Consider the following 24,288-nt stretch of genomic DNA (forward strand, 5'->3'; position numbering starts at 1 on the left):
CCCACCGTTACCCCGCGATGATCAGCAGTTCCTCGTCGTACTCGACCAGTCCGGCATTCGGCGTGATGGCTGCAATCGTTCCGTCCCGGTCCGCCGTTACGTAAGTCGTTCGGTCGAGCACGGAAAGTTCGGCAATGCGATCACCGCAAGCGACCATGTCGCCAACGGCAGCGATCGCATGGAACAGGGCGAGATGCGGCGCACGCACCACGCTTTCGGCGGCCGGAACCGCCGCTTCCGCCACCTCGCCCACTCCGCGCATCGGGCTGGTGCTGCCGGCACGACGCGTCAGGAAATACTCGAACCCGTCGCCCGCAACGTGAACTTCGCTCAGTGGCGAGTTCCTGAATTCGCGCAGGAACGCCCTTATCGAATGGCTGACATCGTTCACGACACGCCCTCCTCTGAATAGATCGCAAGAGCCACGGGCAGGATCGTCGGCGCGTAGAACCGCTCTACTCCGGCCGAGAGCGCGGTCCTGACAACCTCCGGATTGGCCAGCGCATTGCCCCGGACAGAGGTGGCACCTTGCAACGATTGCTTAAGACCGTCGGCATCGGCCGCCAGCAGCGGATCGAGATCGAGCGCATCGTCGGCCCCGTCCGCACCCGGTGCGCTGACACGCGCGCGGACACCTTCGGGCAGCCAGTCGAGAACACAGCCAAGATAGCGATCATCGCGTTCCGACGGGATTTCGGTGGGCAGTTCGCCCGCGAAGACCAATCCGGCCTCTCCATCGATCGTCACCGTTTCTCCTGCGCGTGCGACAAGCCCGTCGCCCGTGCCGACGACACAGGGGCGGCCCAGCGCACGGCTGACGACAGCGGCGTGCGAGGTCGATCCGCCCTGTTCGGTCACGATGCCGCGTGCGGCGATCATGCCGTGAATATCGTCCGGGCTGGTCGTCTTGCGCACAAGGATGACCGCTTTGCCCTCTGCGGCAAGCCGTTCGGCTTCATCGGAATCGGCGACGAGCACGCCCGATGCCGCGCCGGGGCAAGCACCCTCGCCCTTGGCGATGACGGGCTGATCGTCGCCGCCCGATGTCAGTCGCGGCAGGAGCATCGCGCTCGCCTGTTCGGCAGTCACGCGCGAAAGTGCGGTGGCGATATCGATCGCGCCTTCTTCCACCATGTCGACCGCAAACCGCATCGCCGCCTGCGGCGCGCGTTTGGCAGACCGGCTCTGCAACAAGTAGAGTTCGCCGGTCTGGACCGTGAATTCGATGTCCTGAACGTCGCGGTTCTCGCTCTCCAGCCGGGCCGACGCCTCCAGCAGGCGGGCATGGGCGTCCGGTTCGCGTTCCCGCATCACATCAAGCGGCAGCGGGGTGAACTTGCCGGAAACGACATCCTCGCCCTGCGCACGCGGCAGGTATTCGCCATAGGGCGCCTTGTCGCCAGTCAGCGGATTGCGGCTGAAAAGCACGCCGGTCCCGCTTCGATCGTCGAGGTTGCCGAAGATCATCGACTGGACGGTAACCGCCGTACCCAGATCGTCGGGAATATTGTTGTGCTTGCGATAGCGCTTGGCCCGGCGCGTGTTCCAACTGTCGAACACGGCGCGGATAGCGCCGGTCAGCTGCTCGCGCGGGGTGGCGGGCATCGGCGTTCCGAAGCCGGCAAGCTGCTCGCGCCAGTCGGCAGGAGCGCCGCTGCCTTCAGCCTCGAAAGGTTGCTTGAGCACGATGCCGGCATAGAGTTCGACGAAGCGGCGATGCGTATCGCGGGCAAAGTCGGCCATGCCGGTCTCTGCCGCCAGTGCCGCCTCGCTATCGTCGTCGATGCCAAGGTTCAGCACCGTGTCCATCATGCCCGGCATGGAGATGGCCGCACCGGACCGGACGGAAACCAGCAGTCGCTTGTCGCCTCTGCCGAACGTGCGGCCCATCTGCTCTTCCAGCCATGCCATCGCACTGTCGACCTCGTCCTCCAGCCCCGGCGGCATCGCGCCCGCTTCCTGATACGCGAGGCACGCTTTCGTGGTGATCGCAAAGGCAGGCGGAACCGGCAGGCCAAGCGCCTTCATGTCCGCGATCGACTTCGCCTTGCCGCCCACGAGTTCGCGGGTGACCGCCCCCTCTCCGTCGAGAAGGACAATCCATTCGTAGCTCATCGGCTTACTCCTCCCGCTCGCGGCCCATGATGCGCAGCAGGTCCTCGTGCAGTTCGAACCACACGGTGTGATAGCTCTCGCGCCGGATATCGCTGACCCATTCGTGATCGCCGTCCTCGGCCTTCTCCAGCGCTTCCAGCAGCTTGTCGGAGTAAACCTTGAGGCGCGGCAGCCGCGCGGCCAGACGGGTAAGGATCGGCTCGACTTGTTCGTGCACAGCGCCCAGCCGGTCGATGACATCGGCGTCGTAGTCTTCGTCGGAATGGTCGTTGGCGACAGCCTTGCCGCCCACTGTCATCGTCTGCCAATCGGTGATGACCTGCTTGAGGGTGACGTTCACCCGCTCGAACGCTTCGTAAGGCTGAACGAAGGCGCTGTCCTCTCGCAATGCGCCGAACACCAGCGGATAGCGGGCGCGGAGCGTAACGTCGGTCAGCGGCGCGACCATGTAACGATCGCCATTTGCCATCACCCGCCCGCCGGCGACTGCGGCGGCAAGCTGTGCCTCCACTTCGGCAACCGGCATCGCGATGATTCCCGCGATTTCCGGCGCGGTCGAATTGCGTTTCAGCGCGGTGCCGTGCAGCACGGTTTCCCGCGTGTTCATGCCCGCGCTCATGCCGCGCCTCCTTCATGCCGCCAGACCTTGCCGGTCCGGTCGATCTTTTCCTGGTAATCCTCTGCCGTCTTGGCATCGGCGCTGGCCTCGATCGTCACCGTGTCGCCGTCGCGGATGCCGGTGACCTTGGCGTTCATCAGGCAGGGAATGTTGTATTCGCGCGAAAGTATGCCGAGGTGCGATCGCACCGTGCCGCCGGCACAGATGACCCCTGCAAACTGGTCGATGATCGGCGCGGTCAGCGTGCCGCCCGAATCGTCGATTACCGCGATGGTGCCCGGCGGCACACCGTCGGTCAGGTATTGCAGCACCCGCTCGTTCGACCGGATGTAGCGTGCCGTGCCGGTCACGTTGCGGGCATGGCGAACCACGTTGTCGCCCACGCCGCACAGGGCCATGCCATTCTCGTCCAGCTCTCCGACAGGGGCGTCGGGATGCTCGAACATGAAGCTGTCGCCCTTGCCGTCGGCATCGGGACCGGGTTTGTAGATCGCGGGATTTTCGCCAACCGAAACGGCGGCGGACCAGTCGAAGCGATAGCCGCTTGCCAGCACGCTCCGCTCCACATCCTGCATCATGCCCGCATCGACCAGCGCCGTGTTGCCGGACATTGCAAAAAGCGCCCAGTCCTGCCCCGAAGCGGCATAGGCATCGCGCACTTTCCCGCGCACCAGCGCCAGAATAGCCTCGGCCAGCGGAGTCGCCTCCGGCCCGGCGTGGCGCAATTCGTCTATCGGCAGGTTCTTCAAGCCATCGACTCCCGTGTTTCCTCTTGCTTCGCATCCTGCGCGGTGCTGACGCAACCACCATATCGGCGAAATCGTTTGACGATATTGATCGATAATGCGATCAGCATCAAGCTAGAAAATGCACGAATGTGAAAGAGAGAGGCGACATTTCCATGGGCAAGCGCATCCTGATCGTGAATGACGACGGAATCGACGGAGAGGGGATCATTCTCCTCGAAAAGATCGCGCGCACGTTTTCCGACGACGTCTGGGTCGTCGCGCCGGACGAGGAGCGTTCGGGCGCGGGGCATTCGATGTCGATTTCCCACCCGATCCGCATCCGCCAGCGCGACGAACGGCACTTTGCCGTACGCGGCACGCCGACCGATTGTGCGCTGCTGGGCATTCACGAGCTGATCCCCGACAGGAAGCCGGACGTAATCCTTTCCGGCATCAACCGCGGCCCGAACCTGGGCGAGGACATGACTTATTCCGGCACCTGTTCGGCGGCGATGGAAGGGGCCGTGCTGGGCATTCCCGGCATCGCGCTCAGCCAGATCATCCGGTACAAGAGCACGATCCACTGGCCGACGGCGGAAAAGTACGCGCCCGTCGTGCTCGAAAGGCTGCTGGCGATGGACTGGACGCCCGGCCAGTTCATGAACGTCAACTTCCCCAACTGCGCCCCCGAAGACGTGAAGGGCATCCGCGTGACGAAAATGGGCCAGCGGCCCGACGGCGCGTTCCGCCCGGTTGGCCGCGTCGACGAACGGCATGTCCCCTACTGGTGGATCAAGATCAACTTCCCCAACGGCGGGAACGAGCCGGGCAACGACCTGCAGGCCGCGCTCGACAACGAGGTATCGATCACCCCGCTGCAACTCGACATGACCGATCATGCCGCCCATGCGCGAATGCAGGCCATGTTCTGATCAGAGCAGCATGATCGCCATACCCGCGTCCATCACGACATGTGGAAGCGCCGAACGCCTGAGTTCGGCCTTCTGCGCGGCATAATCCGCAGCCGAACTCTCGAGAAGCCGAGCGGGCATGGCGAATGCGAGGACGAGCGTGGCAATGGCGTCCACGGTGAAGACCAGCCCGATGACAGTGGCGGCCAGTGGCGTTGCGGCCACGTCGGCGTGGTGCATTCCGGCGTGGTGAGACGGAGCGTTTCCGGCAGGCATCAGGACGATGGCATAGATCATCGCGACCGTGGCCAGCGCGTGATAGGCAGAGCCGCCGGCCTCCCCCCCCTTCCCGCCGCGCACGGCGAATGCGAACCGGCAGACGAGCACAACCGCTGCCACCGCAAGGATCCAGAACGCGACCCGTTCGGCCAGCGTGCCCCAGAGCGGCGCGAACATCGCGGCCATCACGCCATTCATCACGACATGCGCGGCATGGGCTTCGGCATTGGACAGCCATGACCGCCCGTTCGCGCCGGGGCCGACAAGTTCGTAAAGGCTGAACGCCGCAGCGACGGCAAAGAGAAGCAGGAACGGCAACGAGCCGGTCACGCCTTCTCCAGAATGGTGACCGCGGACATGCCGTCCTCCACCCCGTAGAAACCGCCGGAATTCTCGGCCACGGCGATGCGCGCGCCGTCCACCTGCCGAACGCCAGCTTCGCCGCGCAGCTGGGTCACCAGTTCGTGGATCTGGCCGGTGCCTGTAGCGCCAAGCGGATGTCCCTTGGAAACGAGGCCGCCCGACACATTGACCGGAATGCGCCCGCCCAGCGACAGTTCGCCGCGTTCGGCGGCCGGCCCCGCCTCGCCCGGCAAGCAAAGGCCCAGCCCCTCCACCTGAAGAATCTCGCCGATGGAACTGGCGTCGTGCACTTCGGCAAGGTCGCAGTCGGCGGGCGACAATCCGGCCCGCTCGAAGGTCTCTGCAGCCGCCAGCCGCGTCACGTGGTTGGCATAATCGTCAGGCGCGCGATCCTGCCCCGTGCGCGAATTCCATGCCCGCACCTGCACGGCCCGACCGGTACCGACGCGCCGCGCGAACGCCTCGGATACGACGATGGCCGCGCTCGCCCCGTCACTGATCGGCGCGCACATCGGCACCGTCAGCGGCCACGAAACATTCGGCGCGGCCAGCACGTCTTCAATCGTCATCGGATCGCGATATTGCGAAAGGGGGTTGTCCACCGAATGAACGTGGTTCTTGGCCGCGACCGCCGCGATCTGGCGCTGCGTCGTGCCGTAAGTCTTCATGTGCAGCCGTGCCTGCGCGGCATAGGCATCCATCATCGCGTTCGGCCCCGGCCCGTCGAACCCCTCCGGCGGAGGGGCGAGCAATGGCCGCGTATCCTCGACATATTGCTTCGCCAGCGCGATATCGAGCGGCTGCTGGAACACGGCGAATTTTTTCTCGCGGTCGCGGCTGTAGAGCTTCTCCACACCGACAACCAATGCGACCTCGCTGATCCCGGCCTCTACCTGCATGATCGCCTGGTGCAGGCCGATCGTCGAACTGGCGCAGGCTGCCTCGACCGTCAGCGTGCGCACGCCGGAAATGCCCAGCGGTCTCAGTGCGAACTGGCTGGGGATCGACATCTCGCCGGCAAAGAATCCCTGTACCACGGTGGCATAGACGGTGCTGTCGATCTGCGCCGCCTTGATACCGGCATCGCCCAGCGCCAGCGTCACCGCTTCCTGCACAAGATCGGTATGCGTGCGATCGAGATGCCGCCCGAACTGCGTCATCCCCACGCCGAGGATCAGGGCTTTTCCGCTCATTTCCGGCCGCTCATATCGTCTTGCCCTGCCCTTCCCAGAATGGCTTGCGCAGTTCCGCGCGGCTGATCTTGCCGGCATTGGTGCGCGGCAGGGCATCGACCCTGCTGATGGACTTCGGCGTCTTTACCGGCCCCAGCCGGTCGCGCACGAATGTGCCCACCGCCTCCGCATCCAGATCGCGCCCGCTGTGCATTTCGACGAAGGCGGCGACTTCCTCGCCCCACTTGTCATGCGGCACACCGATCACGGCGCATTGCGCGATGTCGGGATGGGCCAGCAGGGCGTCTTCCACTTCGGCGGGATAGACGTTGAATCCGCCGGAAATGATCATGTCCTTCTTGCGGTCGACGACATAGAACCAGCCGTCCTCGTCCCGCACGCCGACATCGCCCGTGTGGTGCCAGCCGAATGCGGAGACCTCCGCCGTCGCTTCGGGGTTGTTGTAATAGCCCTGCATCACCAGCGGACCGCGCACGACGATCTCTCCCCGCTCTCCGGGTCCGAGGATATTGCCAGCGTCGTCCATGATCTCGACGATGGAAAGCAGGTTAGGCCGTCCGCAGCTGCCCGGATGAGCCAGTTCGCCGTCTGCGTTCAGGTGCTCGTGCGGCGGCATGGCGGTGACGCACATCGGCGCCTCGGTCTGGCCGAAGCTGGCGTTCATCACCGGGCCGAACACGCGGATCGCCTGCTTCAACCGCTCCAGCGCCATCGGCGCACCGGCGTAGGATATGTATTCGAGGCTGGAGAGATCGAAACTCTCAACCCCGGGATGGTCCAACATCATGTAGATCGCCGTGGGCGGCAGGAACATGTATGTCACGCGGTGCGTCTCGATCGCGCGCAGCACCGCCTCGGGCTCGAATTTCGGCAGGACCACCACGGTCCCGCCCAGTGCCATGCTGGCCAGCGCCAGCGGTCCTGCGGCATGGGTCATGGGAGCCGCCACGCAGTTCACCGGCGGCACCTTCATCGGCATCGACGCAACGAGGCTGGAGACGAGCGCCTGCCAGTTGCCGTTCGAAAGCATCACGCCCTTCGATCGGCCGGTCGTTCCACCAGTATTCGCAAGGAAGGCCAGTTCGTCATCAAGCCCGTCGCGACGCTGCGGCACGGGCGATGCATCGTTCGCCTTGTCCTCAAGGAAGAAGTCGCAGCCATCGATTGGTCCGTCCAGCGCGATGATGCGCCGGATGCGCGGGCATTGTTCGCGAAGGGCCGGAACCCGATCGCCCACTTCCTGCGCGATGAACACGGTATCGATGTCGAGCAGGTCGAACAGGTAGGCATTTTCGGCCACGCCCGCGCGGTGGTTGGCCATCGCCCAGACGCCATCGGCACGCAGAATGCCAAGGATCGCCTCGAACGCGACCGGCGCATTGCCGCTCAGCACCGCGGCATGAGCACCAGGCGCGAAGCCGTCGGCGACCAGCATGTTGGCGATGGCGCGCGAACGCTCGGCCACTTCGGCGTAAGTCCGCGTACCCGCGTCGGTCACGAGGCACGGGCGGCTTGCCGCGATCCGTGCACCGCGATCGAAGAAGTCGATCATCCGCATGATCGTACCCCTTCCGTTCAGAGCCGCATCGTCAGGTCGAGCTGTTCGGAGCGCAGCTGGACGTAGGGCGTCCGTGCCACCTTCATCAGGCGCGCGACCTGCTCCAGTTCGGGCGAGGACAGCGTGGGATAATCACGCGCCGGCGGGCCGGACTTGCGCATCAGCTCGATGTCGGCTGCCGGAACCAGCGCGCGCAGGATCAGTTCGTCGTCATCCTCGCCCGTACCGTGACGGCGGCGCAGTTCCGCCACGTCCGGCTGTTCCGGCGGATTGGCGACCAGTTCCTTTGCGCGCGGCATGGACATGATCTGGTCCATCACGTTCTCGTCGATGGGTGCCACGGGTTCGCCGTAGAAACCGGCGGCGTACTGGATCACCTCGTCGGGAATGACCGAATAACGCTTGCCGGTCACGATGTTCAACACGGCCAGCGTGCCGACCAGCTGAGCGAACGGTGTCGCCATGCCGGGATAGCCCAGTTCGCGGCGCACCTTGGCAACTTCGGCCAGAACCTCGGGGAGCTTCTCCTCCATGGCCTGTTCCTTCAGCTGCGTGCGCAGCGTGCCCATCATGCCGCCCGGAATCTGGTGGCGCAGCGCGGTCACATCGTATTCGAAGTGCTGGTTCACCAGAAAGCCGGCGGCCTTGCCGACACGCTCGAAATGATCGGCCACCGACTTCAGCTTGCTGACGTCGATATTGTGGGTGTGGCCCATCATCTCGACGTTCTTGGTCATGATCTCGATAGAGGGGATCGACGGGCCGTTCGCCATCGGGCGCACAGCGGTGTGCAGTACCGTTACGCCGAATTCGATCGCGTCCATGTAGGTCTTGGCCGACTGGCCCAGCATGTTGTTGGCATGCATCTCGATCGGCTTGCCGCGCGCCTTTTCGACGATGGCGGGGACGAGCGTGGAAATACGCTCACGATCAAGCACGCCGCCGGTATCGTAAAGCAGCAGGCTGTCCACTTCCGGCAGGGCGGAAAGCTTGTCCGCCTTGTCGGCGTAATATTCGTCGGTGTGAACGGGAGAGAGGGTGAAGAGCATCGTGCCCGCCACCTTGCAGCCGTGGCCTTTCGCGATTCTGGCCAGCCGGTGCATCTTCTCGATATTGAAAAGCACGTCATAGAGCCAGAAGCTGCGGATACCGTGGACGCACAGCCGTTCAACCCACAGGTCCATCAGCGCATCGGGCGTGAAGCCGAAAGTCACCGAACCGTTGGAGCGACAACCGGCACGCAGCGGCGTTTCGGGCATGGATTCGACCAGCATGTCGAGGCCCGCCCACGGGTCCTCGCGGCATTTGCGGATCAGGACTTCGTGAATTGACGAGCCGGCAAGGCTGATCGTCTCGTACCCGGTCTTGTCGATGATCGGGGTGACGGGCAGTGCCATGCCGGCCTGCATCTTCATGCCCCACAGGCTCTGCTGGCCATCGCGCATGGTCTCGTCGAGGAACTTGATATGGGCCATGTGTCTACTCCGCCAGAACGGTCTGTTCGAGCCACCGCGTGTGGATGCGGTTGGCGATGAAATCGGGATGGCCGACGATCTTGGCGTGGAGCGGCAGGGTCGTCGGCACGCCCTCCACCGCGAAATCGTCGATTGCGGACTGAAGCCGCGATACGGCCTCTGCGCGGTCCTGGCCGTGGACGATCAGCTTGCCGACCATATTGTCGTAATAGGGCGGGATCGTCGCGCCTTCGAAGATATGACTATCCAGCCTGACGCCTTCGCCTGTCGGCACTTTCCACCGTGTGACCGTGCCCGGCACCGGCATGAAGTCGCGGGTCCAGTCCTCGGCATTGATGCGGCATTCGATGGCGTGACCGGAAAGGTCGATCTCGTCCTGCTTGACGCTGGGCGCGGCGCCACCCGCGATGCGCAACTGTTCCTGCACGAGATCAGCGCCGGAAATCATTTCGCTGACCGGGTGTTCGACCTGGATGCGGGCATTGACCTCGATGAAGTAGAACTCTTCCCGCGCCACGTCGAACAGGAATTCGGCGGTGCCGGCGTTGCGGTAGTTGACGCTGGCGGCAAGGTCGCAGGCCGCCTTGTGCAATTGCTTGCGCAAGTGATCGGGCATTGCCGCGCAGGGCGCTTCCTCGACCAGCTTCTGGTAACGGCGCTGGACCGAGCAATCGCGCTCTCCGAAATGGAGCACGCCGCCCTTCCCATCGCCCAGAAGCTGCACTTCGACATGCCGCGCCTCGGGCACGAAGCGTTCCATGAACAGGGTGCCGTCGCCGAATGCGGCCAAAGCTTCGGCGCTCGCCTTGGCGAAGCCCGCTTCCACTTCTGCCGGATTGCGGGCGATCACCATGCCGCGCCCGCCGCCGCCGGCCGATGCCTTCAGAAGTACCGGATAACCGACCTGTTCCGCCGCCTTCACCGCGTCTGATGCACTGGCAATCTCGTCAGTGCCGGGGACCAGCGGAACGCCCGCCTTGCGCGCCATTTCGCGGGCGCGCAGCTTGTCGCCCAGTCCGTCGATCACGTCCGCCTCCGGACCGACGAAGGCGATGCCGTACTGCGCGCAAAGCCGCGCAAGCTCGGCACGTTCGGACAGAAAGCCGTAGCCCGGATGCAAACCGTCGCACCCTGTTGCCAGTGCAGCCTGCACCACCAGCTTGGCATCGAGGTAGCTTTTTGCTGCCGGTCCGGGGCCAAGCACGACGGCACGGTCGGCCTCGCATGCGCCAAGCCCGTCCCTGTCGGCTTCGGACACGCCGATGACCGCTTCGATATCGAGTGCATGGGCGGCGCGGACGATCCGCAGGCCGATTTCGCCCCGGTTGGCGACGAAGACGCGTTTCAGTCCCATGGTCAGCCCGGCATCACAGCGAAAAGCGGCTGATCCGCAGCGACCATCGCACCGTCTTCGGCCAATATCGCGGCCACGGTGCCGCTGCACCCTGCGCGAACGGCGGTGAATAGCTTCATGACCTCGACAAGGCACATTTCGGTTTCGTCACTGACGGGCTGGCCGATTTCGACATAGTGCGGCGCGCCCGGCTTCGGCGCGCGGTAGAACGTGCCGAGGTAGGGCGCGCGCACGACGACAGCGCCTTCGGGAATGTCGGCTGCCGGTGCCGCGGCGGTCGGGGCGGAAGCAGGTGGCGATGCCGTCTTGCCGGTCTTCACCGGCGCCTTTGCCGTCGCGACCTGCACGGCGCCGCCACCCAGGCCGACGGCATTCTCGTCCTTCGACAGGAATATCTCCAGCTCCCCGTGCCGGACATGCAGTTCGGTCAGGTCCGACGCCTCGAATTCGGCAAGAAGCTGTTCGAGATCGGTGAAATTGTCCTTCGCCACGCCTAGCCCCTCCGCCGTTCGATTTCGTCGCGTGTGATCGTGCTCGGCGCGTCCTTCAGCGCCGGGCTGTTCTTCCATTCATCGCGCACCATGCGTTCCACTGCCGGGTCGCCGTCGGGTGCCCACTTCACCGTCGTGTCGCAAGTAAAGCGCAGGTCCGGCTCCATCTGGACGGGCCGCATATCGCCTGCGCGGCGATTGTATTCGTCGATGTCCAACATCCCCTGCGTAGTGCGATAGGCACCCTGTTTTTCGGCAAAGTGCAGCACGCCTTCGCCGATCGGTTCCAGCCGCTGCTCCGAGGGCGGACGGTCGAGCACCGAATAGGGAATGTGCGAAATGTAGCGCTTGGGTTCGTTGGTATGCCGCATCATCGCATATTCGTGCAGCTGCTGGCTGGGCAGGCTGACCAGCCCGACCATTTCGCCCAGGAAATCGCGCCCGAACTGGTCGTTGAACAATGCCCGGAAACGGTCCGCGCGCGGGTCGATCTTCATCCAGTCGTCAGCGTCGTAGACACCGGCAAGGTGGGCGAAATCCTTGATCAGAGAGAAGTAGACGAGCGCGCCCGCGTCCATCATCTGGTCGCGCGTCCAGCCGGCCATTTCCTTCCACAGCTCCACCGTCGCGGCGCGGATCTTCTCGGTCAGCGCCTCGAACGTGTCGGCCAGTTCTTCCGGTGATCCCATGCCCACCGGCTCGAAACCGTCGGAAAGGGCGTCGGAGGTATAGAGGCCGACGCCCGAAACCGCCTCAGCGGTAAATTCGGGCTTCGATTCAAAGCTGCCCCAATCGTCCATCAGGTAGAAGTGACAACCCGTCGCTTCCATCGTCACGGTCAGGTTGTTGTACGGGATATCGTCGGCAATACCGTCCAGCCACGGATAGTCGCCGCGTGCGAGATCGGTGAATTCGCGCACGATCATCTCGCGGTCATCGCCCAGCTTGTAGGGGCCGGAGTTGTTGAGCGTACAGCGGCTTTCGCACGAAACGAGGAAGCCGTACTGCGACACCGCCGCAAGGAACGCGTGCGCCACTTCGTGCAGGCGGTCACCGGGCTTGCAGCGGTGCATGTCGGCATGGAAACGCTTGATGCGGTGTTCGGGCAGCATCTGCACGCGCTGGCCGAATTCGCGGGCGTTGAGGTGCCCGTCCTCGCGCTGTTGTGACAGCTTGTACCTGCGCCAGAAGTCCATGACATAGGCCACGTCCTCGGCATTGTCCGCCGGGGTCAACAGGCCGAAATTGATCAGGATCTCGCGGCCCAGCAGGTAGAACGTCGGCAGGCCCCAGCCCGGCAGACTGCCCAGCTTCCCGCCCATCGCGCGGCTGCGGTCGCCCAGTTCCTCTGCCCTTACCTTGGCCTCCACCTTCCGCAGCAATTCCGGATAGCGGTAGTAACAGCACAGGTACGAAAGCAGCATGTAGGACGGCACCGGAAACAGTTTCGATTCCTGCACCGTGCGCGTCACGCAGAGCCAGTACGTATCGTCGCCGATCGACTGGATCGCGTTGTTCGCTTCCAACAAGCGGACATAATCAAGCATGCGGCAACCTGCCCTTCTCTCCATCCCGATGCCGGCACTTTCGAGGGCGCCGGTCGTCTTGCCTGTTCATACCAGATACGGACCAATCCGCAATAGTTGGTAGATCAAAATCGTTCGACGAAAATGTGCATCGAGTCAAGTCATGATGGCCCATAGGCGAATTGCGCGCATGTGCCTGATTCCCGTCAATGGACGGGTTATGTCACTTGGGTTCAGGCCTTCATCGCCCGGCGCTCGAGCAGGTCGACATAGGCGGGAAGCACTTTGGCGAAGCCTTCGAATCGCGGGTCCTGGATGCGTCCGCTCTTGAACAGGTAGGCACCGACCGAAATGATAGCCGCGACCTTCGCCTGCCCCAGAACGGCATAGCGCATCACATCCACCGCCGTGCGGCCGGTGCGCGCTTCCCACTCCTCCACCATGCGATCCCACGACCACCAGCCGGGCAGTTCGAAACCGGCATTCGCCAGCGACGCTTCGCCCTGGTCATGGAACATGAGAATGTAGCCCAGATCGAGCATGGGTTCGCCGACTTGCGTCATCTCCCAGTCGAGCAGCACCGTCAGCTTGCCGTCCTGCCACAGGCAATTGCCATGCTTGGGGTCGCCGTGCACCGGCGTGACCGCACCGGTTGTGCGGGGCGGCTGGCGGTCGAGATCTTCCAGCACCGACAATAGCGCCGGCATCGCATCGCTGCCACGCGCGACATCCAGCCAGTACGCGACTTCTTCGGGCACGCTGCGTCCGCCCGGCGGCATCAGCGCGGGGTCCATCTTGTGCAGCGCCGCCAGCGCATCGAACCACTGGCGGCAGACCGCTTCGGCACCATCGACCGGATCGGCCGCAAGCCAGTCCGGCACCGCATATTCGAACGCCTCCCCCGGCACCGCGCCCATCAGGAAGAATTCGTCGCCCAGCACCGAGGCATCGGTGCAAAGCTCCAGCATCGGCGGCATGGGAACTGCCGAGTTGTCGGCCACTGCCGACATCACGGCATGCTGGCGCGCCATGTCATAGGGCGGCAACAGCCCTTCCTTCGACGGCGGCATGCGCAGGATCTCGTTCAGCCCCTCGACGAGATAGGTCTCGTTCGAGTGACCGGCGGAAAGCACCTTCACCCCGGTTACGCGGTCGCCCCTGTCGAGCCAACCGCGCAGACCCTTGGCAAGCGCTTCGGTATCGCGAGCCATGGCGCCCTCACACCAGCGAGTTCGCTGCGGTGAGACCGAGTTCCGGATGCTCGCCGTGGATGATGGTTTCCATGATCCCGTAGCCGACGGCATCGCCCTCCGTCACGCGGATCGGGCAATCGCGAAGCTGCCGGATGCGTTCCAGCGTCTTGCGGTCCATCGTGTCGGGAAACTTTTCGCCTTCGATGGTGAGCGGTCCGTGCCACGAACCGTGCTTGCGTCCGTCGAAGCCCAAGTAGAGGCCTGGGCCAAGGTGAACGCCCGAAGTGCCCATCACCTCGACATCGATGGTGTTGGTGCCGCCCTGCATCATGTCAAAATGGACCTTGCCGCCCAGCAGGCGCCGGGTGCTGTCGTCGTAGCGCAGTTCGGGACGGACGCGGACGACCCTCTCCTGCTTGCCGTCGGGGTGGTTCATGTAGCCCGACGAATAGAAGATCCGCCCTTTGCTGGACATGTAATAGAAGTGGTAGGCGTACTTCTCGCCGTTCGGCTTCACGAGCATGAACGGGCTCCACACTAGCACGAACTCGTCCTCTCCGAACTTCGCGTCGCCGAATGCGGAGCTGGGCTTCACGTCGGCGTTGTGCGCGCCGACATCGAGGCGGGTGCCCCAGCTGTGGTCGCGGTATTCGGTCCATTCCTCGGGCCTGATCTCGATACGCTCACCCTCGATCTCCACCCAGCCTTCGGGCGTGCCGATCTGGTGATAGCGCACAACGTCGGATCCGACGCGGAAGCCGTCGCGTTCCCGCTGCTTGTGCCGGTCTTCGAAGAACGGCGGCATCTCTGCCGTGAAGGTCACATCGTAGGCGATGGGCTGGGCATCGTTGCGTTCGCACACGTAACGGACCTTACGCAGCGGTTCGATCACTTCGTAGCGCAAGGGGCCGACTTCGGTGATCGTGGGATCGTCGCGCAATTCGCGGTTGGCACGCACGGTCCACTGCTCCGACCCGCGGGACACCGCCGCCCAGCCATCAAGCACGCCGCGATTGTGATAACGGCCAAGGCCGAAATCGATGCCGAGCGTGCCGTCCTTGCGCACAATCGCGCTCCAGATCTTCTCGGTCCAGCTCTGTTCGGAGGTAGCGACGGTGGCATGCGTGTCGACGATCTGGTGGTTCAACAGTTCATCGACAGCGGTCAGCATACCGATGTCTTCCATCTCGTTGCGGATGAACCTGATCGGCTGATTGCCGTTGAAGCCGTCGTAAACAGTCATCTTTTCTCTCTCCCGAAGTGCGGCGGTCCGCATTGCTGCGTCCGGCTCTTTCTCCTCACCCATAAATGTGTCCAACGATTTCGTCTAGCCATATCGAGCGATAGAATTCAACTCGAGGGATGGAACAAGCCGAGAGCGAGAGGAATTGCCGCCACGATCAACCCCCAGATCGCAGCAGTAACTGGCCCGTTGGGCGGCATTGACGCAGGCGGGGTCGATCGGTTTCTGTAGGAGGGCGCATATCGGCTGGCTGTCGATATGCGCCGTTCATCTCCAACAGCGAGCTTCGATTCGCCGAGCATCGACATGACGCAAGGACGCAGCCTGGCAAATCGCCGGCACCTGCTGCGACGGACCTTGCAGGATCGACATTCGCGCCATAAACGCGGGAATTCGGGACTATCGTGGGCTGGTGGAGACCGGCGACGCCGCGCGGGTTCGCGCCGCCGGGAGCAACCCCGGCATGATTTTCCGGCTATGCCGCGCAGGATCAGGCTGCGGGAAAGACCTCGTCAGCAAGTTGGTCCATCGTTTCGCGGGTGCCCGCGAAATGCTCGCCCATCAGCTGGTCCGCCTTTTTCGCGTCACCATCCATCACCGCTGCGGCGATCAGGCGGTAGCCGTGGGCATGGCGGCGGCGCTGCGCCTCGCTCTGGCGGGTTTCGACTTGGGCGCGGAACAGGTCCGCGCGCGAAAGCGGGATCACGCGGGCCAGTTCGCCGTTGCCTCCCATCTCGATCAGCAGGTCGTAGAAATAGCGCCGCTCGGTCAGGTAGTCGCCCCGCTTGCCCGAACCCTGCAATTCCTCCAGCCGCAAGGCCGATGCCTGCAGCTCCTTTGCCTTTTGCTTGCTGGTGTTCATTTCGGCGGCCCTGCGCGCGGCAAGCCTTGCCAGCGGTTCGAGCGTGTCGAGAAGGTCGTAGACCGCCTTGCGATCCAGCGCCGAGATATAGGCGCCGCGAAACCGGCTGAGCGTGACGATCCCGTCTGCGGCAAGGTGCTTCAACGCCTCTCGCAAGGATCCGCGGCTGATGCCGAGCCGTGAAGTCAGTTCGGGTTCGAGCAAGTGCTGGCCGGGGACAAGCCGTCCCATCCGGATTTCCTTGACGATCGCGGCGGCGACCCGGTCGCTCGCGCTGCGCGGCTGATCGCCGCTATCGGCATCGCCTTCGCCTTTGACTTTCACGCCCTGATTCACGGCCTCTCCAGTTTCACTCGCTCATTCATTTGTCCGGCCCGTTGTAATTCGACCTTGTAGAATCGGTCAATGTACAAACTCATCTGTTGAAATCGTCTAACGTTGCAGGCCCGCGGGATCCCCCGACCTCCTTCCGTCTACCCGCCTGCAGCGAACTCTCGTTCCAATGTATCAGATAAAATCGTCAAACATTATTGACCCACGATCTAAGTCGGCATATCAACCTAGACGGAGGACCCGCCCAACATTGTCGGGCCTCTGGGAGAGAGGATGCGGGGTAACACCCCAGAATCCCGTCAGATCGATCAAGACGTGGCGTGCGCACGCAAAGTAGCGCTGTGCATGGCCTCTACGAAGGGGAGGATCGGCAATGCAGACATATCGCCTACTCGGATGCGCAGCAGTTCCGGCAATCATGCTGGCTGGCGCAACGCCCGCACTGGCACAGAACGAGGAGACGGCGGCCGCGCCGTCAACCGCGACCCTGAACGAGATCATCGTCACCGCCAACAAGCGCGAACAGGCCATCAACGACGTCGGCTTGTCCATCACCGTGCAGAGCGGCGAGGACATGACCATCAAGGGTATCGATTCGCCGACCGACCTCGGCAAGATTGTCCCGGGCCTCACCGTTCAGCCTTCGCCGTTCAACACTCCAGTCTACACGCTGCGTGGCATCGGCTTCTACGAAACAACACTTTCGGCCGCGCCGACCGTCGCCGTTTACACCGATGAAATAGCGCTTCCGTTCAGCGCCACGACTCGCGGCGTCGCGTTCGACGTTCAGCGCGTCGAAGTGCTGAAGGGGCCGCAGGGAACGCTGTTCGGGCAGAACACGACGGGCGGCGCGATCAACTACATCGTCAACAAGCCGACCGATACGTTCGATGCCGGCGTCGATCTCAGCTACGGACGGTTCAACACCATCGATGTGCAGGGCTTCGTCAGCGGCCCGATCACGAACGGCGTCAATGCCCGGCTGTCCGCGCGCACGATCCAGTCTGACGACTGGCAATACAGCTATACGCGCGACGATACGCTTGGCGCACAGGACAAGATACAGGGCCGCTTCCAGCTGGAGATCGACCCGGGCAATGGCTTTCGCGTGATGCTGAATGCCAACGGCTGGCAGGACAAGAGCGATACGCAGGCCGCGCAGCTGATCGAAGACTCTTGCGGTACCAACACCGCATCGACTTGCGGCAGCCCCGATGCCGACAACTTCCGCGCCTATCCGCCCGCGCCGAACAATGCCCGCGCCGCGGACTGGAGTTACGGCATCTTCAGCGACTACAGCCTTTACGACGAGACGGAGGATTTCAGCACGCGCGATTACAGCACGCGCGGCGAAAACAACCGCCCGCTGCAGCGCGACGACCGCTTCTACCAGCTGAGCGCCCGCGTCGATCTTGACCTCACGGCCGCGCTGACGCTCACGTCGATCACCGCCTATTCCGACTACAAGACCAATTCGGTGCAGGATTTCGACGGCTCGATCTATGCCACGGTGGACACGAACACGAGCGGTTACATCAAGAACTTCTCGCAAGAGCTGCGGGTGTCGGGCAACTATGCCTGGGGCAACTTCATCATCGGCGCGAACTACGACAGTTCGAAAACCTATGACCGCCTGTTCTACAACTTCAGCCAGGGCCCGTCGTCCGATCCGCTCTATGCCGTTCCGGATTCGCCGCGGGGCCAGCTGACGTTCAACTACTCCGACCAGGACGTGAAGAACTACGCCGTGTTCGGCAATATCGAGTATGCCCTGACCGACAGCCTCGATCTGGTGGCCGGTGCCCGTTACACTGAAAGCAAGCGCGACTTCGAAGGTTGCACGAACGACTTCGGCGGCGGCACGGCGATCTGGTGGAATTCTATCTTCGGCACCGATGTGCAGCCGGGCGAGTGCCTGACCTTCACGGCGGACTTCCCCGAACAGTTCCGCCCCGCCCTGTTCGACGAACTGAACGAAGACAATATCTCGTGGAACGTGGGCCTGAATTACAAGACGGCCAGCAACGCCCTGCTCTACGCCCGCGTATCGCGCGGCTACAAGTCAGGCAGTTTCCCGACCGCATCGGTGGCCAGCTTCAGCGGCTATACCCCGGTCAAACAGGAATCGGTCACGGCCTACGAACTGGGCTTCAAGGCCCCGTTCGCCAACGGCCTTGTCAACATCTCGGCCGCTGCGTTCTACTACGACTACAAGAACAAGCAGCTGCGCGGTCGCAAGCCCGATCCGGTCTTCGTCACGCTGGACGCGCTGGTCCAGATTCCCAAGAGCAGCGTCACCGGTGTCGAGGCCCAGATCGACCTGCGCCCGGCAGACGGCCTGACGATGAGCTTCGGCGGGACCTATATCGACACGAAGATCAAGGAATACACCGGCTTCGATGCCCTTGGCGTAGAGCGCAACTTCACCGGGCAGGACTTCCCCTATGCCCCGGCGCTTACCGCCATCGGCGACATCAACTACGACTTCGCGCTTGGCAGCAATGCCGAAGGGTACATGGGCGCGTCGGTCACCTACAACAGCGACACGACGTCGGCCCTGTCCAACACCACGACCGAGTTCGTGGACGAGGACAAGCGTTATGCGATGAAGGCCTATGCCCTGCTCGACCTGCGGGCCGGCGTGCGCCTCAACGACGACAAGATCAGGATCGGCGGCTACGTCCGGAACGTGACCAACACGTTCTACTGGACGAACGTGCAGGACAACCTTGCGTCCATCTCGCGCTTTACAGGGATGCCGCGCACTTACGGTGTCCAGCTAAGCTGGCGCTACTGATCGGCAGACACCGGTTCTCCCGGAGGGCGGCGGGCCATGTTCCGCCGCCCTTTGCTTTTGCCAATCGGACTTGAAACTGTTATCGTTCGACGAAATCATCAGAATAAAATCATAGCGGGAGAACGGTCTTGGCTACCCAGATGACCACTGCATCCGATGGATCCCGGAACACGGGCGCGCGCATCGTCGATGCCATCCCGCCGGTACCGGACATTTCCGCGATGCACGGGCCGATCACGCGGTCCATCCTCTCCCGCTTCTACCTGATGCAGGCGGCGTGGTTCATCGTCGGCATGTTGCCGGTAGTGCTGGGCATGAATGCGCAGTGGAAGGCTTTCGGCCTTGGTATCGTGCTTCCCGGCGGGGGCTTCTTCTTTGCCGGCGGCATTGCCGGGATCGTATTCGGCCTACTGTCGATCGCCGTCTTTGCCGTAATCATGTTCATCTGGTGGGCACGCGGCGTCGTGCTCGGCCCGCCGGCGGTGCTGATCGGAACGGCCATGCTTTCCGCTGCATGGGTCGACGGTTCGCCCGGCCTTGCCCTGATGGAATATGCCGTGCCGCTCGCGTTTCTCGCCCTTCACGGCGGGTTCGCGCTTCACCGCCGCCGCAAGTTTTCCGCCGCAAGGGAGCGCGGCAAAGAGCACAACGCGGCGCTCGCAAAAATCGAACCGATCCTGCGCGAAGCACCGATCGAGGCATCGCCGGAAATGCCCGCAGGCCAGATCGGCGAATACCGCCGCATGCTCGACCTTGCGTTGCAGCCGGTGGACGAATGGAAGGGCTTCGTCTTCAACGACACGTGGCAGGACGGCGCGCTGCGATACCAGATCTGTACGATGAGCTGGAACCTCGCCTTCGGGCAGTTCACCCAGCTTCCCGCGTTCCACGGCTATCTCAATACCGCGCAGGAAAACCTGATCAGGAAGCACATCGACCGCAAGACGTGGAACTATTGGTACTGGGAAAGCCTGTGGGGCAACCTCAAGGTTTCGAAGAACCCGGTCGATATCGACAACATCATGCTGTCGGGCTTTCTCGGCGTGTCACTGGGCCTGTTCGAAACGTCCAGCGGCACTTCCCCGTTCAGCGAGCCGGGCTCGCTCACTTTCCGTTGGGACGAGGATACTGCCGCCGAATACAACCACGAAACGATGCTGCGCGAGGTGGTGAAGAACTACAAGCGCTACGACTACGGCTGGTTTCCGTGCGAGCCGCGCTGGATCTACTCGATGTGCAACCTCGTCGGCCGCACCTCGCTGGCGCTGCACGATGCGCGCCACGGCACGCACATGATCGACGAGATCGGCGCCCGTTTCGACAAGACGATGCGCGACGAGATGCTGCTGCCCGATGGCCGCATCCGGGTCTGCACCTCGTCCACCTTCGGGTTTACCGTGCCCAGCCTGTCCGGCCTGTTCGGCGAGACCTGGGGCATCCGTTTCATGACACCCTACGCCCCGGAAGAGGCGGAGCGGCTCTGGGCGATCCTGAAGCGCGACTTCATCAAGGTGAACGACAAGGGCGAGCTCGATTTCGAGCTGCTGCCGCTGGGCTGGGACACGCGCAAGCCGGCGAACTTCTCGTACGACCAGTGGCCCGAGCTGAACCCGCTGACGATGACGCTGTGGGCGGCGCAGGAAATGGGCGACGAACCGGTGATCGACGCAACCCGCCGCACCATCAACCGCATGTACGGCGACGGGGTGGCCGATGCGGTCAGCTGGACCCGCGCCAACACCGTGCGCGACATGGTCCGCACCGGCCTGCCGGAGAAGTGGCGCACCGGCCCGCTGCTGACCGAGGCGATCTATCCCGACGTCGTGGTCACCCGCGCGGTATCGGACGGGGACAGGCTCGACCTCGTGCTGGTGCCGGGCGAAGGACCGGTGGAGGCGCGACTGGGGCTCGGCCGCCTGCGCCCGGGCCGCAGCTATCGCGTGGTGCAAACCGGCGAAACGCTGGCGGCGGACATGGACGGCACGGCCCGCTTCACCTTCCACTTGCCGGAACGACGCGAAGTGTCGATCATTCCGGCGGACTGACAGGAAAAGGCAACACGGGAAGACATACCATGGTCTGCTGCATCATCGCTGCCTATCTCTACGCGAGCATGGTCGCGGTGCTGCGGCGCTGGGGAATCTACTGGGGCCTCGTCCGGCGCGGGACATACGATGCAGCGGTGCCGACACTCTGGGACAATCTGCGCGGTCGTGGTCCGGCACCGGCATTCTCGACCGTCGTGGTAACGCTGCTGATCCTCAGCATCGCAGGCGCATGGAGCAGCGGTGCTTTGCACAAACCTGACAGCGGCAGCATCTCTACCCAGGAAAGCCGGATACCGCGGCTGGCCGAACTCGTGGGGTTCTGACCCTCAGGCCATCAGCGCGCCGCCATTCACCTGCAGCGACTGTCCCGTCATGAACGCCGCCCCCTTGCCCGTGGCGAGGTAGAGCGCGGCATCCGCGATTTCAGCAGCTTCGCCATATCGCCCCATGGGGATCATCCCCACGACCTGTTCCACCGCGCCGGTCGTATCGCTCGCCGCCAGTTGCTCGACCGTTTCGGTCCACGTCGGGCCGGGAGCAAGGCAATTGATCCGTACGTTGCGTGCATATTCCACGGCGATCGAGCGGGAGAACGCCTCCACCGCCGCCTTGCTGGCCGCATAGACCGACATGCCCGGCACCGGAGCGCGCGCGGCAAGCGACGTGACGTTGACGACGCAGCCCCCGCCCCGCCGCGCCATGTCCGGCACGAATGTACGGCAGAAATTCAGAACGCCGTGAAAGTTCGTGTCCATCACGGATGCTGCATGAGCGTCATCAATTTCGGCCAGCGTTGCGGTTGGGAAAACCCCTGCCGCATTGATCAGGATGTCGCAGCCACCCAACGCGTCGGTAGCGGCGAGGCAGCGTTGCGCTGTTTCGGGATCTGATACGCTGCCGGCAATGGCTATCACGGGGCCACCCGGCTCCGCTTGCACCCCCACCGATCGGGCCACCGTCACCAGCCTGGCCCCGTTTTCCACGAACAGCGTTGCGATCGCTTTCCCGATTCCACGGGATGCGCCGGTTAGAACGACGCATCTGCCATCCAGAATACCGTCCATCTCGTCCCTCTCGCTTTCCATTATCGTCAAACGATATTGCACAATCATAAACCCGTGACAATCTGTGCAGGGGACGCGAACCCGTATCGGCTTATGCTTGCAAGCGGTCGCGAAGAGTGCTTAAATCGTCGAACGATTTCGCCAAAAAAGGCGGAGCAGGGGATTTTCCGCCACGAAGCGGAACGAGAGAGGAAATACGATGCAGGTATCTCGCGAAATCGCGGAGAGAAGTCGCAACCTGGTTGCAGACTGCGGGCTGGATACCCTTTCGATCTTCATCCGCAACAGGCGCTCCGCCGATGGCGACGACCTACGCTACCTCTACCATCACGGCGTCAGCGCCGAAGCGCAGGAAGCCTATCAGGCGGGCCGCGTCTTCGAAGACGATCCCTTCACCCGCGACATGGCCGCATCGGACCGCTGCGGCAGCCTCGTGCAGTGGGGCGACAACCGCCTTTCGCGCCTTGCGGGCGATGCGCACCGCTATCGCAGCTTCATATTCAGCCACGACGTCCAGGTCGTCGGCGCATGGGTTCAGCAGGTGATGCCGGGCTTCTTCCTCGTCATCGGTGCCCACTGCAAGTCCGGCGGGCATCACGCCGCGCGCGTCAGCATGGAACGGCTTTCCCACGATTCCGGCACGATCGCGCAGCTGGTTGTGGGCGAACTGTTCGAAAGCGTACTCTACGCCGCCGGCGGCATCGATGCGCTGCACCACGTTCTCCATCCGTGTCAGGACAGCGCACAGGACGCCATGGCGCGCCTTTCCCCGCGAGAGCAGGAGATTGCCCGCCTTGTCGGTGACGGCAAGCAGAACAAGCAGATCGCGCACATGATCGGTATCTCCGAATTCACGGTCGAGAACCACTTGCGCCGCATCTACGGCAAGCTCGAAGTTCATAATCGCACCGCCATGACCGCCCGCCTGAAAGGGCGTCCGACATGGCAATGAGCAGGCATTCGGCAGGGCAGTAGCGGAAACCCGTCACTGGCGAGCGACCACTCGCCCCACCATCCTGCCTGCACGAAACGCCGCCACAGATGCGGCCAAGCAGAGCAGGATGCCCGATGAAGGCGATGGTGATGACAGAGGGCAAGCTGGCCCTCTCCGAAATCGAGGAACCGGTTCCCGGCAAGGGACTGGTGCTGACCCGCCCGCTGGCCTGCGGCGTGTGCGGCAGCGATCTTCACGCCAAGGATCATTCCGGCCACTTGTGCGACTTGCTACACCGTGCCGGATTCCGCGGCTTCATGAACCCCGAAAAGCCGGTCGTCATGGGCCACGAATTCTGCTGCGAGGTGCTGGAGGCATCCGGCGGCTTCGCGCGCGGCCAGCGGCTGGTCGCCCTGCCCTTCATTACCGGGCCGGACGGCGTAGAGCTGGTCGGCTACTCCAACCGCTACAACGGCGCATTCGCCGAACGCATGGTGGTGCAGGCCGATGCCGCAATGGCCGTGCCCGATCACGTGCCGACCCATATCGCCGCGCTGACCGAACCCTTGTCGGTCGCTGTCCACGCCGTGGCCGAAAGCGGCGCGGACAAGGATTGCGCCATTGCCGTTTATGGCTGCGGGCCGGTCGGCCTGTTCGTCATCACCCGCCTGAAGGCACTGGGCCTCGGCCCGGTCCTTGCGGTCGAACCCAATGCCGCGCGCCGCGCCATGGCCGAACGCATGGGCGCCGACATGGTCATCGCGCCGGACGAGGCGGCGGCAGGCCAGTGGTTCGACCGGCAGGGCCTGCCCATCGGCCTGTCCGACACGATGGCCCGCGCTGCCGAAGCCAAGGAGCGCACCCGCGCGGTCCTGTTCGATTGCGTCGGCAAGCCCGGCATGACGATGGCTATCGCCCGTTCAGCCCCCGTCGGCGCGACGATCGTGACTGTCGGCACCTGCATGGAAACCGACCCGATAGAGCCTGCCTTCCTCCTCCAGAAGTCGCTCGGCGTGCGCTTCGTCTTTGCCTACAGCCCCGCCGATTTCGCCGATGCTTTCGCGATGGTCTGCGACCGTCCGGACGCGCTCGCCCCGATGGTGACGGGCGAGGTCGGCCTTGCCGATGTCGACCGCGCCTTCGCCGCGCTTTCCGGCGGTGGCGAGGACGTGAAGCTGCTCGTCACTCCGACCTGACCAACG

21 protein-coding genes are annotated in these 24,288 nt (G+C 63.7%); 6 read left to right on the forward strand and 15 right to left on the reverse strand.

What is annotated here, in order from left to right; genetic code table 11:
* Positions 1–7: 7 nt before the first annotated feature.
* Genes A7A77_RS10730 through A7A77_RS10745 form a run of 4 tightly spaced genes read right to left on the reverse strand, consistent with a single transcriptional unit; the run spans position 8 to position 3,483 of the window.
* On the reverse strand, positions 8–391 hold the full coding sequence (locus A7A77_RS10730; RefSeq protein WP_066557522.1) for a biotin/lipoyl attachment domain-containing protein: 384 nt from the start codon (positions 389–391) through the stop codon (positions 8–10).
* Entirely contained in the window at positions 388–2,115 is a 1,728-nt protein-coding gene (locus A7A77_RS10735) for a pyruvate, phosphate dikinase (protein WP_066557525.1), read from the reverse strand. Before A7A77_RS10735 ends, A7A77_RS10730 begins: the two co-directional genes overlap by 4 nt.
* 4 nt (positions 2,116–2,119) lie before the next feature.
* Positions 2,120–2,734, reverse strand: coding sequence for a hypothetical protein (locus tag A7A77_RS10740; RefSeq protein ID WP_066557527.1), 615 nt, complete (start codon positions 2,732–2,734; stop codon positions 2,120–2,122).
* On the reverse strand, positions 2,731–3,483 hold the full coding sequence (locus A7A77_RS10745; protein ID WP_245638450.1) for a PEP-utilizing enzyme: 753 nt from the start codon (positions 3,481–3,483) through the stop codon (positions 2,731–2,733). Before A7A77_RS10745 ends, A7A77_RS10740 begins: the two co-directional genes overlap by 4 nt.
* Before the next feature lie 152 nt (positions 3,484–3,635).
* Between A7A77_RS10745 and surE the strand changes: the two genes are divergently transcribed.
* Positions 3,636–4,394: a 5'/3'-nucleotidase SurE gene (surE, locus tag A7A77_RS10750; RefSeq protein ID WP_066557530.1), complete on the forward strand. Its 759-nt coding sequence runs from the start codon at positions 3,636–3,638 to the stop codon at positions 4,392–4,394.
* On the opposite strand, the gene A7A77_RS10755 is transcribed toward surE, so the two are convergent.
* The 10 genes from A7A77_RS10755 to A7A77_RS10800 all read right to left on the reverse strand — a co-directional run bounded on the left by A7A77_RS10755 (position 4,395) and on the right by A7A77_RS10800 (position 16,234).
* Positions 4,395–4,982, reverse strand: a complete 588-nt coding sequence (locus A7A77_RS10755; RefSeq protein ID WP_066557532.1) for a DUF5134 domain-containing protein — start codon at positions 4,980–4,982, stop codon at positions 4,395–4,397.
* Complete coding sequence (locus A7A77_RS10760; protein ID WP_066557534.1) at positions 4,979–6,208, reverse strand: thiolase family protein; 1,230 nt, start codon at positions 6,206–6,208, stop codon at positions 4,979–4,981. Before A7A77_RS10760 ends, A7A77_RS10755 begins: the two co-directional genes overlap by 4 nt.
* 10 nt (positions 6,209–6,218) lie before the next feature.
* A complete protein-coding gene (locus A7A77_RS10765; protein ID WP_066557536.1) occupies positions 6,219–7,766 on the reverse strand; it encodes a class I adenylate-forming enzyme family protein in 1,548 nt (515 codons plus the stop codon).
* 17 nt (positions 7,767–7,783) lie between these two features.
* Entirely contained in the window at positions 7,784–9,241 is a 1,458-nt protein-coding gene (locus A7A77_RS10770) for a pyruvate carboxylase (RefSeq protein ID WP_066557537.1), read from the reverse strand.
* Positions 9,242–9,245: 4 nt separating this feature from the next.
* Positions 9,246–10,595: an acetyl-CoA carboxylase biotin carboxylase subunit gene (locus tag A7A77_RS10775; RefSeq protein ID WP_066557540.1), complete on the reverse strand. Its 1,350-nt coding sequence runs from the start codon at positions 10,593–10,595 to the stop codon at positions 9,246–9,248.
* A gap of 2 nt (positions 10,596–10,597) precedes the next feature.
* Positions 10,598–11,086 (reverse strand): acetyl-CoA carboxylase biotin carboxyl carrier protein, encoded by a 489-nt coding sequence (gene accB, locus A7A77_RS10780; protein ID WP_066557544.1) that lies wholly within the window; start codon positions 11,084–11,086, stop codon positions 10,598–10,600.
* Positions 11,087–11,088: 2 nt separating this feature from the next.
* A complete protein-coding gene (locus tag A7A77_RS10785) occupies positions 11,089–12,633 on the reverse strand; it encodes a hypothetical protein (RefSeq protein WP_066557545.1) in 1,545 nt (514 codons plus the stop codon).
* A gap of 212 nt (positions 12,634–12,845) precedes the next feature.
* On the reverse strand, positions 12,846–13,823 hold the full coding sequence (locus A7A77_RS10790; RefSeq protein WP_066557551.1) for a phosphotransferase family protein: 978 nt from the start codon (positions 13,821–13,823) through the stop codon (positions 12,846–12,848).
* Between the two features lie 7 nt (positions 13,824–13,830).
* The gene (locus A7A77_RS10795) at positions 13,831–15,048 is read right to left on the reverse strand and encodes an Rv3169 family protein (RefSeq protein WP_216635577.1); all 1,218 of its coding nucleotides are present in this window, start codon (positions 15,046–15,048) and stop codon (positions 13,831–13,833) included.
* A gap of 490 nt (positions 15,049–15,538) precedes the next feature.
* A complete protein-coding gene (locus A7A77_RS10800) occupies positions 15,539–16,234 on the reverse strand; it encodes a GntR family transcriptional regulator (RefSeq protein WP_156500525.1) in 696 nt (231 codons plus the stop codon).
* A gap of 382 nt (positions 16,235–16,616) precedes the next feature.
* Here A7A77_RS10800 and A7A77_RS10805 point away from each other — a divergent pair, with 382 nt between their 5' ends.
* The 3 genes from A7A77_RS10805 (at position 16,617) to A7A77_RS10815 (ending at position 21,411) form a co-directional block, all read left to right on the forward strand.
* Positions 16,617–19,040, forward strand: coding sequence for a TonB-dependent receptor (locus A7A77_RS10805; RefSeq protein ID WP_066557557.1), 2,424 nt, complete (start codon positions 16,617–16,619; stop codon positions 19,038–19,040).
* A gap of 140 nt (positions 19,041–19,180) precedes the next feature.
* Positions 19,181–21,085: a linalool dehydratase/isomerase domain-containing protein gene (locus tag A7A77_RS10810; protein WP_066557565.1), complete on the forward strand. Its 1,905-nt coding sequence runs from the start codon at positions 19,181–19,183 to the stop codon at positions 21,083–21,085.
* Positions 21,086–21,114: 29 nt separating this feature from the next.
* Positions 21,115–21,411 (forward strand): hypothetical protein, encoded by a 297-nt coding sequence (locus tag A7A77_RS10815; RefSeq protein ID WP_066557569.1) that lies wholly within the window; start codon positions 21,115–21,117, stop codon positions 21,409–21,411.
* Positions 21,412–21,414: 3 nt separating this feature from the next.
* Here A7A77_RS10815 and A7A77_RS10820 read toward each other — a convergent pair whose 3' ends face one another.
* A complete protein-coding gene (locus tag A7A77_RS10820; RefSeq protein ID WP_066557571.1) occupies positions 21,415–22,173 on the reverse strand; it encodes an SDR family NAD(P)-dependent oxidoreductase in 759 nt (252 codons plus the stop codon).
* Between the two features lie 178 nt (positions 22,174–22,351).
* On the opposite strand from A7A77_RS10820, the gene A7A77_RS17480 reads away from it, so the two are divergent.
* The gene (locus A7A77_RS17480) at positions 22,352–23,104 is read left to right on the forward strand and encodes a response regulator transcription factor (protein ID WP_082836063.1); all 753 of its coding nucleotides are present in this window, start codon (positions 22,352–22,354) and stop codon (positions 23,102–23,104) included.
* A 116-nt stretch (positions 23,105–23,220) separates the two neighbouring features.
* Positions 23,221–24,282, forward strand: coding sequence for a zinc-binding dehydrogenase (locus A7A77_RS10830; protein ID WP_066557572.1), 1,062 nt, complete (start codon positions 23,221–23,223; stop codon positions 24,280–24,282).
* Positions 24,283–24,288 lie beyond the last annotated feature (6 nt).

The organism is Croceicoccus bisphenolivorans (assembly GCF_001634625.1).
GTDB classification, from domain to species: domain Bacteria; phylum Pseudomonadota; class Alphaproteobacteria; order Sphingomonadales; family Sphingomonadaceae; genus Croceicoccus; species Croceicoccus bisphenolivorans.

Excerpts from the sequence above, each read along its gene's own strand:
- A7A77_RS10735 (WP_066557525.1), bottom strand. The coding sequence starts at position 2,115 with ATGAGCTACGAATGGATTGTCCTTCTCGACGGAGAGGGGGCGGTCACC.
- A7A77_RS10740 (WP_066557527.1), bottom strand. The coding sequence starts at position 2,734 with ATGAGCGCGGGCATGAACACGCGGGAAACCGTGCTGCACGGCACCGCG.
- surE (WP_066557530.1), top strand. The coding sequence starts at position 3,636 with ATGGGCAAGCGCATCCTGATCGTGAATGACGACGGAATCGACGGAGAG.
- A7A77_RS10760 (WP_066557534.1), bottom strand. The coding sequence starts at position 6,208 with ATGAGCGGAAAAGCCCTGATCCTCGGCGTGGGGATGACGCAGTTCGGG.
- A7A77_RS10765 (WP_066557536.1), bottom strand. The coding sequence starts at position 7,766 with ATGCGGATGATCGACTTCTTCGATCGCGGTGCACGGATCGCGGCAAGC.
- A7A77_RS10770 (WP_066557537.1), bottom strand. The coding sequence starts at position 9,241 with ATGGCCCATATCAAGTTCCTCGACGAGACCATGCGCGATGGCCAGCAG.
- A7A77_RS10775 (WP_066557540.1), bottom strand. The coding sequence starts at position 10,595 with ATGGGACTGAAACGCGTCTTCGTCGCCAACCGGGGCGAAATCGGCCTG.
- A7A77_RS10785 (WP_066557545.1), bottom strand. The coding sequence starts at position 12,633 with ATGCTTGATTATGTCCGCTTGTTGGAAGCGAACAACGCGATCCAGTCG.
- A7A77_RS10790 (WP_066557551.1), bottom strand. The coding sequence starts at position 13,823 with ATGGCTCGCGATACCGAAGCGCTTGCCAAGGGTCTGCGCGGTTGGCTC.
- A7A77_RS10795 (WP_216635577.1), bottom strand. The coding sequence starts at position 15,048 with ATGACTGTTTACGACGGCTTCAACGGCAATCAGCCGATCAGGTTCATC.
- A7A77_RS10805 (WP_066557557.1), top strand. The coding sequence starts at position 16,617 with ATGCAGACATATCGCCTACTCGGATGCGCAGCAGTTCCGGCAATCATG.
- A7A77_RS10810 (WP_066557565.1), top strand. The coding sequence starts at position 19,181 with ATGACCACTGCATCCGATGGATCCCGGAACACGGGCGCGCGCATCGTC.
- A7A77_RS10815 (WP_066557569.1), top strand. The coding sequence starts at position 21,115 with ATGGTCTGCTGCATCATCGCTGCCTATCTCTACGCGAGCATGGTCGCG.
- A7A77_RS10820 (WP_066557571.1), bottom strand. The coding sequence starts at position 22,173 with ATGGAAAGCGAGAGGGACGAGATGGACGGTATTCTGGATGGCAGATGC.
- A7A77_RS17480 (WP_082836063.1), top strand. The coding sequence starts at position 22,352 with ATGCAGGTATCTCGCGAAATCGCGGAGAGAAGTCGCAACCTGGTTGCA.
- A7A77_RS10830 (WP_066557572.1), top strand. The coding sequence starts at position 23,221 with ATGAAGGCGATGGTGATGACAGAGGGCAAGCTGGCCCTCTCCGAAATC.